Below are 13,865 nucleotides of genomic sequence, written 5' to 3'. Positions count from 1 at the left end.
GGTTGCTTGTCGGTTTCTCTATGACTCGTTGGAAGATTTTTTCGGTACTCGCTAGCTGAATTAATTTATTTCATTTCTTTTCCCATAAAAGAATGACTCGTTTATCTAAAAATAAATTAGCTAATAATGAAGTCATTCGACTTGAATGAATATGAATTATTTAAAAAATTTTAACGACTACTTGTCTTAAAGAATTTCCACAGTGAGGACATCCTTTAAATTGACTTTGCCGAATTTTAGCTGTCTCCAAACCAGGAGTTCTAAAGTAATGCCAGTCATCAACGCATAATGTGTCCCACCAGCAACCGCAGTTAGAACATCTGTTTTTTTGATAGCGAGTAATTACAGACTTTTTAAAATCATTTTCTGTAAAATTATTTTGAGTAACTTTTAAATTTAGTTCTTTTAAATTCGGTTTTTTATTCCAATAGAAATAATTGAGTAAGCAAAATTAGACTTAAAAGGTGAAATTACCAAGATTGGTCTTATGTCATCTTGATTAAATAATTCTGGTTTTAAACGGTAGCTTAAATTTTCTATATTAATTTGAGTATTATTAAAAAATATTCGATCGCTGTTCAATAGCAGCAAGTTATCTGATGTCAAATAGAACAAATCAACTTCTTCTACTTTGATTTTTTTCATTTTTAGATTTGATGTCCAAAATTAATTAATTAATAATTTGAGATTTAAAAATCATCAGTACGCTTTGTCGTAATGATTTTCCACAGTTGGGACAAAGCTTAAATTCAAATTTACGCATTTTTTTTAATTCCAGTTCAAAGTTTCTATAATAACAATCGTGTTCTATACATAGTGTCGGTCTCTTCCACTTACAGTAAATACATACTGTTTTTGGAAATTTGCTAAATACTGAATCTTGAAAGTCTTCGTTCGTAAAAGTATCGTCCTGAACTTTTTTATCTAAACTTGAAGGAAATTTATCAGGATCGAAATAAAGATAAAGTACATAATAAATATTTGAACCTAAAAAGCTTTTTGTGATAACTAATCGAAGATTAAAGTGATTTTTGAGTTCTTTCTCCATAAAAGGTTCAAAAGGTCTCAAGTTCTGGTTTAATGGTTTAGGAAATATAAAAGGTTCGTTAGCGTAAAAGTAAAATACTTGAAATCCTTCGATTTGAATAAGTTTCATATGTCTTTAGTAGTTTTTCGATAGTTCTTAGATAAGTTAGTTTGTTTGAGTTTCTCGCAAAGTCGCTAAGTCGCTAAGGTAAGATATCCTTCTTTCTTGAGTTGGTTGGAGTTGTTTGCTGCTAAGTTTTTCTGTGAGTGGGTTGGGTAGTCTTTAGATAAGTTAGGTTGTTGAATTTTCTCGCAAACTCGCAAAGTCGCTAAGGTAAGATATCCTTCTTTCTTGATTTGCTTGGAGTTGGTTGCTTGTCGGTTTCTCTATGACTCGTTGGAAGATTTTTTCGGTAGTCTTTAGATAAGTTAGTTTGTTTGAGTTTTTCGCAAACTCGCAAAGTCGCTAAGGTAAGATATCCTTCTTTATCTAGTTGTTTGGTTAGAGTGTTTTTGCGGTAGTCGCTAGATGAAGTAATTTGTTGAATTTTCTCGCAAAGTCGCTAAGGTAAGATATCCTTCTTTCTTGAGTTGGTTGGAGTTGTTTGCTGCTAAGTTTCTCTTTCACTGGGTTGGAAGGTTAAGTTTTAACGGTGGTGTTTGAGTTATTCTCTTTCTCCTTCTGTTTCTTCAGTTTCTTCTGTGGGTTGGGTTTCGTTTTCTTCTTCTTCTCTAGGAAGTATGGTAAAGGTTTTTTCGACTTTATTACTTTTGGTGTCGCTTTGGTCGTATGCGACTCCAGCGAGAATATATTTACCTGGTTCTAAGTTTTCGGGAAGGTTAAGTTTATATGTGAAAAATGTACAAAGTTTGTCTTTTGTCTTTTTGTCAAAGTTGTCGGTTTCACCTATCTTTCTCCAGTTGGCTTCGTCTTCGTCTCGTTTGATTTCAAAGCTGATTTTCTTTAAGTCTTCGCTGCTGTTGTCGTCGCAAAGGTTGGTGTTTTTTAAGGTTATCGTTGAGGGTGGAGTGAAGGAGTTATCGATACTAAATTGTAGGTTGTATGGAGGGGAGTTGATTTTGAAGTTACGGGTGAAGGTTTCGCTGGTAAATCCCGATTTGTCTGTAGCGATCGCACTGAACTCATAGTCTCCTGCGGGGAGGTTGTCTATTTGATATTCAAAGCTACCACAATTACTGTCTGTGTCGGTTTCGCTTACATCAAATTCGTTGATTTCGTTGTCGTCTACTTGCCATTCTTGTCCTGGTTTGCGATACTTGAAGGTGATTTTCTCGATGTCATCAATCCCGTTTTCGTCGCAAATTTGGCTATCTTCAATCCTTACTGCTTCGTCTTTTTGGTAAGTTGTTTTTGTAGTTGCAAATTCTAACTCTTTTGGTGCAGCATTAATTTTAAAGTCGCGAATGATAGCTTTGCTTTCTCGCTGGGATTTGTCTAAAGCTACTGCTTTTAATTGATAGTCTCCTGGGGCTAAGTTTGGTAATTCATATTTGAAGGAAGCACAAGAATTATCTTGACTTGAAATAAGAAAATCTGTTATTCTGAAAGTAGATTGTAAAATGCCATCATCCTTAAGGAGTTGAAAGACCACCTCCTGAAGGTTACCATGCCCATTTTTATCGCAAACTTGAGTATTGGCTAAGAAAACAGTATCACCGACAGCATAAGTAGTGTCATTGGTAGTAAAGTTTAAGGAATTGGGTGCAAGAGGACGAAAGAAATGCCAAAAGGTAGATCCGCCGCCAATAACTCCCAGGAATAATAAAATTAATGCAAAAAGGGGAGAAACTATTGTTTTTTTCGCTGGGAAAGAAGGTTGGGTGGGGGAAGGGGGAAAGAGTAAATCCAGCCATTGTGTTATCGTAGCAGGGCGTTGGCTAGGTTTCAGTGCCATCGCTTGAAGAATAGCAGAATTAACGCGATCGCTAATCTTCGGATTATACTTTTGAGGTGGTTCGAGAGTAACACCGTCATGGCGATCGGGTGCAGGAGTTGGTAATTTAGCCGTCAACAAGTAATATAAAGTAGCAGCTAAAGAATAAACATCGCTATAAGCGCCTCTAGTAGCTTTTTTTTCGTATTGTTCGGGAGGTGCAAACCCATCAGAAAGTAATTGAGTGTGAATTTGAGTTTGATTAGGCATAAACTCGCGAGCAATGCCAAAATCGATTAAAATTGCCTCAGACTTATCCTGACGGACGATAATATTCGGTGGTTTGACATCCCGATGCAGCAAACCGCGATCGTGAACAACACTCAAAGCTGTACCAATTTGCTCGATATAGCGCAAAGCCTCAACTTCTGTTAAGATACCATGCTTTTCAATGCGAGTCGCTAAATTTTCCCCCTCGATATATTCCATCACCAAACAAGGTAAGCGATCTTCGAGGAATAACTCAACAATTTTGACAATATGAGGATGAGTACATTTTGCCAGTCGCAGCGCCTCATTGATAAAATCTTGCTGAAACTTGGCAAAATCCGGGCGCTGTTGTACCTTATCGTTAAGAGTTTTGATCGCAACCAGTCCCACGCGATCGCTCTTAGCGAGATAGGTGATACCGAAACCACCTAGTGCTAAAATCTTCTCAATTCGGTATTTACCGCCTTGTAACTCTGTTTTCGGACACCAAACCATATTACTAGCCGTATTTACCAGCTATTATCCTACATACTTCTGGGAGTTGGTGAGATCTTTCCCGGATAATAGGTATTTTAGCTGACAAACCTCTGAGTTGGGCGATTAAGCTTTCCGCGAAAAAATAATAACTGCCTAAAGCACCGTATGATGTTTAATAGTGGGATAGATACTCAGGGCTATGGCAACAATTTGGGAATTAGATTTTTACTCACGTCCAATTCTAGACGAAAATAACAAAAAGTTGTGGGAAATTTTAATTTGTGAAAGTCCCTTAGACATTAATTCGGCTCTAGACAACCTCTTTACATTTTCTCAATTCACTTCTAGTAAAAACGTCAACTCTTTAGTGTTAGGAGAAGCGTTAGCAAAGGCGATCGCTGCTGCACCCAATCCACCTCAAAAAATTCGTTTTTTCCGTCAAGCAATGAAAAACATGATCGTCAAAGCTTGTGAGGAAATTGGTATCGACGCAATTCCTTCTCGTCGCACTTACGCCCTTAATCAATTAATAGAAAAGCGCCTGGAAGATTTTTATCCTCAACAATCGGGATACGATCCAAGTGCGACTAAATCTATTTCAATCCAATATCCAACTTCTAATCCCATACGTTTACCCGATGCAGTTAGAGGAGATAAAGGAGATAAATGGGCGTTTGTCACTCTCGAAGCAGAAGCTTTTCAAGAAATAAATGAATGGGAAATAGCTTTTGGTGAAAGCTTTCCTTTGTCGATAATGTCAGTACAACCGGATACAAAAATTCCCGGTTTAATTTTATTTTCTCGGCGATCTATGCCTCTTGCTGGTTGGATGTCTGGTTTAGAAATGGCTTATCTCGATTTTGATGCTGGAACTTTTCCTATTTTGCGTTTAGAAACTGGTTTAAATGATAGTTGGATTCTAGCTAATCTTACCAATGCTAAGACTTTAGCGGAAGCAAAAAATTTTGCAGCGACTAAAGAAAAAGCTAATAAAGTCCATTTTCTAGCGGTTCAATCTAACCCGGAAGCGGAATCTTTTGCAGGCTTTTGGTTATTAAAAGGATAATTGTTTACCCCGAACACAAGTTACTAGTTATTAGTTAGCACGTACCCGCAGATACCAGTTAGGAAAAGATCGATTTGGAGGAAAAATCACTTGTCAATATTAGTAAAAAGTAGCAATAAATTAGAATTTTAAAACTATCAAATAGGAAGTTTTTTTGAGAAAATATCGAAAAAATAGCCACCAAAATTCTAGTTTGAATTATAATTTTATTAAACAATAAATTGATAATTTTAGGTAGAGTGAATTAACTGGCTCTGGATTTTTGGTGGCTCAACTCAAAAAAATAATCAACAAAAAACTGAAGGCAAGTTAAAAAGTGAGTAAGTAAAAAGAAAGTAAGAAAATGAAGGATTCAAGAATAACAAAATTGGGCGAACAATTGCTCGAATTAGCAACAAAATCAGGAGCAGAATATGCCGAAGTATATCAATCAAGTTCCTTGTCGAAACCAGCAATTTTTGAAGCCAATCGACTCAAACAATTAGAAGTAGCTCAATCTGAAGGAACTGCGTTAAGATTATGGCGAAATAATTGTCCGGGTTTAGCGGTAGCATACGGACAGGTAGATCCTCAAGCATTAGTCGAAAAAGCGATCGCGCTTTCCCAGCTTAACCCTCCCGAAACCCCAGAGTTAGCTTCACCAAAAACGGCTGTCTATCCCGACTTTGGAACTAATGTTGAAGTTGAAGAATTAATCAAAATTGGTAAAATAGCGATCGCGCGCATCCGGGAACTTTATCCCGAAGTGCTGTGTAGTGCAGAATTTGAATGTGAAGCCGAAACTACCTGTTTGCTGAATTCCCAAGGACTTCACTGTCAGTATACCGATCTTACCCTCAGTTCTTACCTGGGTGTCGAATGGGTTCGAGGTGACGACTTTCTTGGTATTTACGACGGTCAAGAAGCAAGAAACGAACTAAAAATAGACCAAATTGTCAAGGATATTTTACAAAAACTTACATGGGCAATCACAAATACCGAAAGTCCCAAAGGTAAGCTACCAGTATTATTTACACCCAAAGCAGCAACCTTACTGTGGAGTGTAATCGGCGAAGCGACCAACGGGAAACGAGTCGTAGAAGCATCCTCACCGTGGAGTGAAATTTTAGCTTCTCAGGTAGTATCCGAATGTCTGAGCATTTCCCAACAACCCGACATCGGACCCTATAGCTGTCCCTTTGACGACGAAGGCACCCTAACCCAATCATTCACCCTGATCGAGAAAGGAAAACTAAAGCAATTTTATAGCGATCGCGCCACCGGACGAGCATTAGGAATGAATAGCACCGGAAACGGCTTCCGTCCCGGTTTAGGGCGCTATCCCACCCCAGACTTAGTTAATTTTCTCATCGAACCCGGTCAAGGTTCCTTACCAGACTTAATCGCGAACATAGACGAAGGAATAGTGATAGACCAAATTTTAGGCGGAGGTGCAGACATTTCCGGCGACTTTTCCGTGAATATCGACCTAGGTTATCGCATCAAAAACGGCGAGATCGTCGGTCGCGTCAAAGATACAATGGTTGCAGGTAACGTCTACACCGCCCTCAAACAAGTAATTGCTTTAGGTGGAGATGCAACTTGGAACGGTTCGAGTTATACACCTTCAATTGTAGTTAACGGTTTATCAGTAGTTAGTAGCTAATAGTTAGTAGTTAATAGTCGATCCCCGATCGCCAATACCCGATAACGAATAACTAATAACTGGTAAATGCGGATACTTGCTAATGGCATTTCTGAAGGACTTTCGTACTAGGCTGGGGTTGTCAAACCTCGCCCGTCGTTCCCTAGACACTCGCTACGCCTTAGTCGAAGCTTGTGGGATCGGACTTATTTCGGCACTCGCAGCCTTATTACTCAAACAAGGTATTGGCTGGGTAGGATTGTCTCGCCTTCAAGCAGCTAACCATTATGGGGCTTGGGTAGTTTTGCCCTTAGCAGGATTAACTTTAGGAATAATTGCAGGTTGGTGCGTCGAAACCTTATCTTTAGCGGCGGCTGGTGGAGGTATTCCCCAAGTCAAAGCAGCATTAGCACAGTTTCCCATCCCTTTATCTTTACGAGTAGCACTGGTGAAACTATTCAGCACGATTTTAGTGTTGGGGGCAGGTTTAACATTAGGGAGACGAGGTCCGACAGTACATATTGGTGCGGCTTTGGCGGCGCAACTGAGTAATTGGTTGCCGACTTCCCCCGAACATCGGCGGCAAATGATTGCGGCGGGAGCAGCCGCAGGTTTAGCTGCGGGCTTTAATACACCCATTGCTGGCGTACTCTTTGTCGTTGAGGAACTGATGCGCGATGTTTCCAGCTTAACCTTAGAAACAGCAATTCTGGCTTCGTTTACAGGTGCAGTGGTTTCGCGTACTTTCGGATCGCCTAACCTGGATATTACCGATACTCTAACTAATTTACCCGCTCAAAGTAATTTTCAAAGTACAGATCTTCCTTTTTATATTCTCTTGGGAATTTTAGCAGGGTTATTAGGAGCTTTATTTAATCGCGGTATTCTCTGGAGTTTAGCATTCAACCGCCGCCTACCTTGGGCAATGCCTTGGCGGGTTGGGGTAGCAGGTTTACTCAGTGGGACGATTATCGCAGCTTTACCCGATTTTTTTCGTAACAATGCCGCTTTGCGGGAATTTTTAATTGCTGGGGATGTGGGTTGGGAAGCAAACGCGATCGCCTTTGTCGCTCATTTTTGCCTCACGTTAATAGCTTACGGTTCTGGCGCACCTGGTGGTTTATTTGCTCCTACTTTAGTTCTCGGTTCCGCTCTTGGTTATTTAGTGGGAACTACTGAAGTAGCATTTTTAGGGATGGGAAGCCCGACAACCTATGCTTTAGCGGGAATGGGAGCCTTTTTTACTGCCGCGATCAGAGTTCCGGTGACGGCGATTGTGATTATTTTTGAGATTACTTCTGATTTTGGTTTAGTTTTACCTTTAATGGTCGCTTGTGCTGTTGCTTATGTGGTAGGAGAAAGCGTTTTTAGTGGTTCTCTTTATCAACACTTACTAGAAAAAAGTGGAATCGAACTCAAAGAAGATAACCGCGATCGCAATATTTTAGCAGGACTGAAAGCTACTGATGTTATGGAACGCCGCGTGCAAACTTTACCTTTAGATACCACTGAGGAAGAAACCAAGATGGCTTTTCGGCGATCGTCTCATCGTGGTTTTCCCGTGATGCACAAAGGTAAATTAGTCGGTATTGTCACCCAAGCAGATTTAGCCAAAGAGGTAGAAAGCACTCCGAAAAAAGCTGTCAGCTATTTGGGAAAAATCATGACTCCTCACCCAATTACAGTTAATCCCAAAGCTACTTTAAGCGATGTACTTTATTTAATCAATCGCTATCAACTTTCTCACCTACCTGTAGTTGAAAATCACAAGTTAGTGGGAATTATTACCCGTCGCGACATTATTAAAGCCGAAGCTAAACAACTATCAGGAGAAAAAAACCAAACCAGTTATACTCCCGAACCTTCTTACATTATTTACCAAACTCGCGCCCCAGCCGTAGGTAGAGGGAGAATCTTATTACCTTTATCCAACCCGAAAACCGCACCAGCTTTATTGAAAATTGCGATCGCGATCGCCAAGGAACGTCGCTACGAATTAGAATGTTTATGTATTATTCCTGTCTCTCGTCACAAATCCCCAGCCCAAGCCCGCGTCAACACTAATCCCAGTCGTCAACTCCTTGCAGTAGCTGAAAAACTTGCATCTAGACAAATTCCTCTCCATACACAAATTCGCATCGCTCACGACACCGCAGAGACAATTTTAGAAGTAATTTCCCAACAACATATCGACTTAACTTTAATGGGTTGGAAAGGTCGTACTGATACCGCAGGAAAAATCTTTGGTTCTGTTGTCGATACTATCGTCCGTCAAGCTCCAGGTGATGTCATTTTAGTCAAACTCGGAACCCAAGCAAATGCTTATCCAAACAATAACTATACTTCCACAAGCTGGCTAATTCCGATCGCCGGAGGTCCAAACGCCCAACGAGCAATTCAACTTTTACCTGCTTTCAAGAGTTTAACCCGTTCTGCCTATATCTGGCTATGCCAAGTTTACCCTCCCGACAAGCCAGTTTTAGATACTACTGCCTTAGAAAATACTGCTCGCCAAATTCGCTCAGAATACAAAATTCCCACGATGGCGATCCCCATTCGCTCTCGTTCGGTCACGGAAGCTATAACCCGTTTTGCAAACACCGAACAATGCGACGTACTCATGCTTGGTGCTAGTCGTGAAGGTTTGCTCCAACAAGCAATTCAAGGCAATATTCCCGAAGCGATCGCCCGCAATGTCAACAGTACCACAATTTTAGTTCGCAGCCCCCTCGATCGCGGCGAAGCGGTTAGAGATTAGGGATTGGGGACTGGTGATTGGGGATTGGGAAGAGGGGGAAAAATTAGAGGACAAACTGATAACTGTTAACTGATTACTACCAGCTACCCCCTACCTACTGTTAGCTGGAGATGCGGCTACGTGCTAACTGTTCACTGAAACCCCAATCCCATAATTTAACTTAATTTCAGCGTATTTGCGGGGAGATCGTCCCAAGATGTCACAGTCCGCAAACGCGCCACCCACCCAGCAGACTTTTGTTTTTCTGTCAAGTTATTTTCAAAAGATTTATGACAATCCTTAGCCAAATCTTCATTGGAAGAAGCAATACAAGCATAAAGAAGTCCAGAAGGATCGATTTGTTCGTTTACCCAAATAGTCATAACTGTCTGCACCTGCCATCAGAACTCGTGCGTTGGAGACTTACGCCTCTAATTATATTGTCCTCCTATTTGGCAAAAATACTTAGCTTTTAATTAGGAATTAACAATTCGCCAAATTTTAATTGTCCCATCATGGGAAGCGATCGCCACAGAAGCACCAACTGCGTTTGCATCGGGAGAAAAAGCCACGGCGCTGACTGCATCGCGATCTCCTTGGAGAGTCAGTTTTTCACGCCATAAGCGAATTGTACCATCGGCACTACCACTAGCGATCGTTTTGCCATTTGCCAAAAAAGTTACAGCTTTCACGATTTGACTATGTCCTTTGAGGGAAAGCTTTTTCTCCTGAGTACGCAAATCCCACAAATTTATAGAGGGTTTCAAGCCATTTTCTCCTTGTTCTTGACAACCAGCAGCAATAGTCAAACTATTAGGACTAAATGCGAGACAATTAACTTCTAAACAATCTCCATAATCGCCAATTTTTTCACCTGTATGAACATCCCAAACTATCAGATAACCATCTTGAGATCCCATAGCAATCGAGTTTCCATTTGGGCTAAAAGTAACTGCATTTACACTACCCCAAGCACCAGTCCAACAGTGTAATTGACGCGTAGTTTTCACATCCCACAGTTTAATTTTACAATCACCTCCACCAGAGGCAAGTTTCAAACCATCAGGGCTAAAAGTAAGAGAATTAATCCGCTCTTGAGTTGCTTCTATTGTCCAAATTTCCTTTCCCGTATTCAGATCCCACAAACGAATAGTGCTATCCTCGCTACCCGAAGCAATTGTCATTTTATCGGGACTAAAAGCTACACAAACAACTGTATCCGAATGTCCGTCAAAGAGTTGCGTTTGCGATCCTGTATTCAGATCCCACAACGCGATCGCGCGATCGTTCAGATCGCTAACAAGTGTTTCTCCATCGGGACTAAATGCTAGGGAATGAACTCGATCGCCATCGAGGGTAATTGTCTGAACAACTTGCCAATTTTGCCAGTTATTTTTAGTTGATAAATTCACCTCTTCTCCCGATAATTCTCTTTGAAAATGCGGAGTTAAATTCAAGCGATCGAGACTAGCTTGAAGTCGCTCTATCTGCTGTTGTAACTGCCGCTCCTGTTGTTGACTTTGAGCTTGTAATCCTATTTGCTCTTGAGCCATTAAATCAACTTGTTCCACAGTTCTCGCAATTTCTTCCTGTAATTCCTCTCGTTGTTCTTGACTTTCTCTTTCTAAAGCAGAAATTTCTTCTTGCACATACTCAACTGCTTGTTGTAATTGCGCGATCGCGACATTCAATTGTTCGCTTTCTCCCTCATTTTTTCTTTCTTCTCCTAACCGATAATTTTCTAGAGGTTCGATTTGGGCTTTGAGCTGCTGCAACTCACCTTGAAACTGCTCTAATTTCTGAGTGTTTTCTGTCACCAATTCTTGGCGTAACGCAGACAATGATTTAACTACTTGTCCTAGTTTTTTAATTTGATAACTAGCTTGTTTAAACCGTTTATTTGTTTCTGTCTCCAGAGTTGTCAAACGAGCTAGTAGTTTTTCTACAACTTGATTAATTTCGCCAATATTGGTATTTAATTGAGTAAAATTCTGTTCATTTTCTCTATTTACCGTCCCTTGTAGTTCAATTTTTTCTGCAAAGGAAACCTGCAACTCTTTTTGAGACTTTTGCATTAAACCAACTGCTTCCTGAGATGACGCGATCGCCGAATTTAATCGCTCATTTCGTTGCTTATTTTTTTCTTCGTATTCTGCCTGACAATCCTCCAGTAGTTCAACTTTTTGTTGTAATTGTGCCAAATCAAAATTAGTTTGTTCTAACTGACGAGTAGTTTCTCTTTCCCATTCTATTTGCCACTCAGAGAAAGGTGCAACTATTGCTTGTAATTGTTCGATTCTGGTGCTAAATTGCGCTAATCGATGGTTAGTAGTATCTGGTAGCGAGTCAACTAATTGATGAATTTGCGTGAAATCCTCATTAATTTGCTCTTGCAAGCGATCTTGTCGCTGAGATAAAGGCTGTATAATTTGATGTAATTGCCCAATTTCTTGTCTGAATTGCTCGGATTGTCGCTGATTATCTTTCTCTCGCTTATTTTCCTCCTTAGTTTCTAGCTGTCGGTTAACCGCATTCAAAACTAAATTAACACTCAAGGGAATTGCCGCCAACAGAAATTGCTGAGTGATTGCTGCGAGGATAATTCCTAATACCGCAGCAACCAGGGAAATTCCTTCTAATATTTCTAGCCAATAGAGCATATTCATCTAAACCTCCTTGTGGAGACTTCCACCATATTGAAGGTTGGTGGCGAGAGGAAACAAGGCAAACTGAGGGGCATCGAACCCAGAAGTTCGGAAATTATTAGAAGCTGTAAGCATAGCCATCTTTCCTGTGAATAAATTTACAATATTTGTGATTGATTGCGTTTAGCGGTGGGTTCTTGACGGCTTTAATTAATTTTTAGCGCTTAGGACAAATATTTTACTAATTTAGGTTAAGTATATTCCCAAGCTAATTTTACTGTAGAGGCGCTTTTTTTGGTAACAACGAGAAATTGATAACAGCGAGTAATTTTTTTCTCGACAAGGAAATTTAACCTTCCCCAGACGCTAATTTTGGCAAAGCTTCACCTGTGACTCGACAAATACGCCAGTCTGGTAAAATAACAGCACCCAGAGATTGATAAAAGGCGATCGCTGGTTCGTTCCAGTCTAAGACACTCCACTCTAATCTACCTGCATCTCGCTCTACTGCTAATTGAGCAAGATAACTTAACATTTCTTTACCAATTCCCTGACGACGATATTCTGGTAAGACAAATAAATCTTCTAAATAAATACCTGGTTTCGTTAAAAATGTGGAATAGTTAGGAAAAAACAAGGCAAAACCGACTATTTTTGCCTCCCATTCTGCGACAATCGCCTCTATATAATGATGCTCTCCAAACAAATGCTCTCGCAATTTTTCACAATTTCCGGTTACTAAATCGGAGAGTTTTTCATATTCTGCGAGAGCTTTAATTAACTCAAATATCGCCACTACATCAGCAGATGTAGCGGCGCGTATCTGAAATTTTTTGCACATTTTTCAGTAAGTAGGAGATAGTTTCTTGCTATTCTAGTAAAGGCGCACAAACCTAGAGATTAGTGACTACTACTTACCTTAAATAACTGACCTAATTAAGCCAACCTCTGAGTCGCCGCGCAACTTGGGGACGACGTAATTTACGCATGGCTTTACTTTGAATCTGACGCACGCGCTCGCGAGAAAGATTAAACATTCCTCCTACTTCTTCCAAAGTGTAGGGTTGACTGGTAGCTAAACCATAGCGCATAGATATAACATCTTTTTCTCTTTCTGTCAAGACATCACTAAGAACATCAGAGATTTCTTGACGCATCATCGCCTCATTCATTTGATCTTCAGGTAACTGGAGATCGCTATCTTCGAGGAGATCGACTAATTCAGTATCTTCTCCTTTTCCGACACGATGATTAAGCGAAAGAGATTGTCTTCTTAACTGTAATAATTGGCGAAGCTGAGAATGGGAAACATCTAATTCTTCAGCCAATTCTTCTTCACTTGGTTGACGCTGTAATTTCTGTTTAAGAGTACGCTGGGCTTTTTTAAGTTTATTAAGTTTTTCAACAATATGAATTGGTAAACGAATCGTGCGTGCGTCGTTAGCGATCGTGCGCGTAATTGCTTGGCGAATCCACCAATAAGCGTAGGTAGAAAACTTATAACCTTTATTGGGATCGAACTTTTCCGCCGCGCGATTTAGTCCGATCGCGCCTTCTTGAATTAAATCTAAGAAAGGCACGCCTCGGTTAAGATAGCGTTTAGCGATCGAGACAACTAAGCGTAAGTTAGAGCGAATCATTTTACGTTTCGCTACCCGTCCCTGATAAAGGCGATGTTCTAGCTGACGCAGGGTTAATGCCAATTTTTCAGCTAAATCTTGTTTCGTCGGTTCGCGCTGCAATTCTTCTTTCATTTGCTCGCGCAATTCCTCAACTTCCATGAGGAATTTAACCCGATGAGCTAATTCAATTTCCTCTTCTGGTTTCAGTAATGGATAACGCGCCATTTCTTTAAAGAAAGCGCCCACTGTATCATCCGAATCAGATTTATTATACCAAGACGAACTACCATTACTTTTACCTTCTTTTCCATCGGTAAATTCTACTTCAACGAGATCGGTATCTGAAGAGGAATCGTTATTCTCTGAATCTTCAAAATCGATGTTTTCTGTAAATTCCAGATTTTCAGTTTGGTTAAGTTCTGCAATGTTCATAATTAATTAGTGTCTAATTGACTAACGGAGAGGCTACCTTAAAATTGGTTTGTTAAAGCTGTGCTAGCTAA

At 40.2% G+C, this 13,865-nt stretch carries 10 protein-coding genes; 3 read left to right on the top strand and 7 right to left on the bottom strand.

From position 1 onward, the window contains the following. Positions 1-405: 405 nt before the first annotated feature. The 3 genes from G3T18_RS25395 to G3T18_RS25385 form a co-directional block, all read right to left on the bottom strand. Positions 406-645: a hypothetical protein gene (locus G3T18_RS25395; protein ID WP_224413383.1), complete on the bottom strand. Its 240-nt coding sequence runs from the start codon at positions 643-645 to the stop codon at positions 406-408. A gap of 25 nt (positions 646-670) precedes the next feature. Then, positions 671-1,156, bottom strand: a complete 486-nt coding sequence (locus G3T18_RS25390; RefSeq protein WP_224413382.1) for a hypothetical protein — start codon at positions 1,154-1,156, stop codon at positions 671-673. Positions 1,157-1,691: 535 nt separating this feature from the next. Then, positions 1,692-3,686 (bottom strand): serine/threonine-protein kinase, encoded by a 1,995-nt coding sequence (locus G3T18_RS25385; protein WP_224413381.1) that lies wholly within the window; start codon positions 3,684-3,686, stop codon positions 1,692-1,694. 181 nt (positions 3,687-3,867) lie between these two features. Between G3T18_RS25385 and G3T18_RS25380 the strand changes: the two genes are divergently transcribed. The 3 genes from G3T18_RS25380 to G3T18_RS25370 all read left to right on the top strand — a co-directional run bounded on the left by G3T18_RS25380 (position 3,868) and on the right by G3T18_RS25370 (position 9,116). Next, positions 3,868-4,734, top strand: coding sequence for a Tab2/Atab2 family RNA-binding protein (locus G3T18_RS25380; RefSeq protein WP_224413380.1), 867 nt, complete (start codon positions 3,868-3,870; stop codon positions 4,732-4,734). A 343-nt stretch (positions 4,735-5,077) separates the two neighbouring features. After that, positions 5,078-6,379 carry a TldD/PmbA family protein gene (locus G3T18_RS25375; RefSeq protein WP_224413379.1) on the top strand — a complete coding sequence of 434 codons (1,302 nt, stop codon included), beginning with the start codon at positions 5,078-5,080 and terminating at the stop codon, positions 6,377-6,379. Between the two features lie 82 nt (positions 6,380-6,461). Then, on the top strand, positions 6,462-9,116 hold the full coding sequence (locus G3T18_RS25370; protein ID WP_224413378.1) for a chloride channel protein: 2,655 nt from the start codon (positions 6,462-6,464) through the stop codon (positions 9,114-9,116). A gap of 155 nt (positions 9,117-9,271) precedes the next feature. On the opposite strand, the gene G3T18_RS25365 is transcribed toward G3T18_RS25370, so the two are convergent. The 4 genes from G3T18_RS25365 to G3T18_RS25350 form a co-directional block, all read right to left on the bottom strand. Beyond that, positions 9,272-9,478 (bottom strand): glycogen debranching protein, encoded by a 207-nt coding sequence (locus tag G3T18_RS25365; RefSeq protein ID WP_224413377.1) that lies wholly within the window; start codon positions 9,476-9,478, stop codon positions 9,272-9,274. 93 nt (positions 9,479-9,571) lie between these two features. Continuing rightward, complete coding sequence (locus G3T18_RS25360; protein WP_224413376.1) at positions 9,572-11,761, bottom strand: WD40 domain-containing protein; 2,190 nt, start codon at positions 11,759-11,761, stop codon at positions 9,572-9,574. 328 nt (positions 11,762-12,089) lie between these two features. Continuing rightward, a complete protein-coding gene (locus tag G3T18_RS25355) occupies positions 12,090-12,581 on the bottom strand; it encodes a GNAT family N-acetyltransferase (RefSeq protein ID WP_224413375.1) in 492 nt (163 codons plus the stop codon). A 91-nt stretch (positions 12,582-12,672) separates the two neighbouring features. Next, complete coding sequence (locus G3T18_RS25350) at positions 12,673-13,794, bottom strand: RNA polymerase sigma factor, RpoD/SigA family (protein WP_224413374.1); 1,122 nt, start codon at positions 13,792-13,794, stop codon at positions 12,673-12,675. Between the last annotated feature and the right edge of the window lie 71 nt (positions 13,795-13,865).

The sequence above is a fragment of the Oscillatoria salina IIICB1 genome (assembly GCF_020144665.1).
Classification (GTDB): Bacteria; Cyanobacteriota; Cyanobacteriia; order Cyanobacteriales; family SIO1D9; genus IIICB1.
Note: the sequence above shows the minus strand (reverse complement) of the source record. Positions and strands in the feature narration are given on the sequence as shown.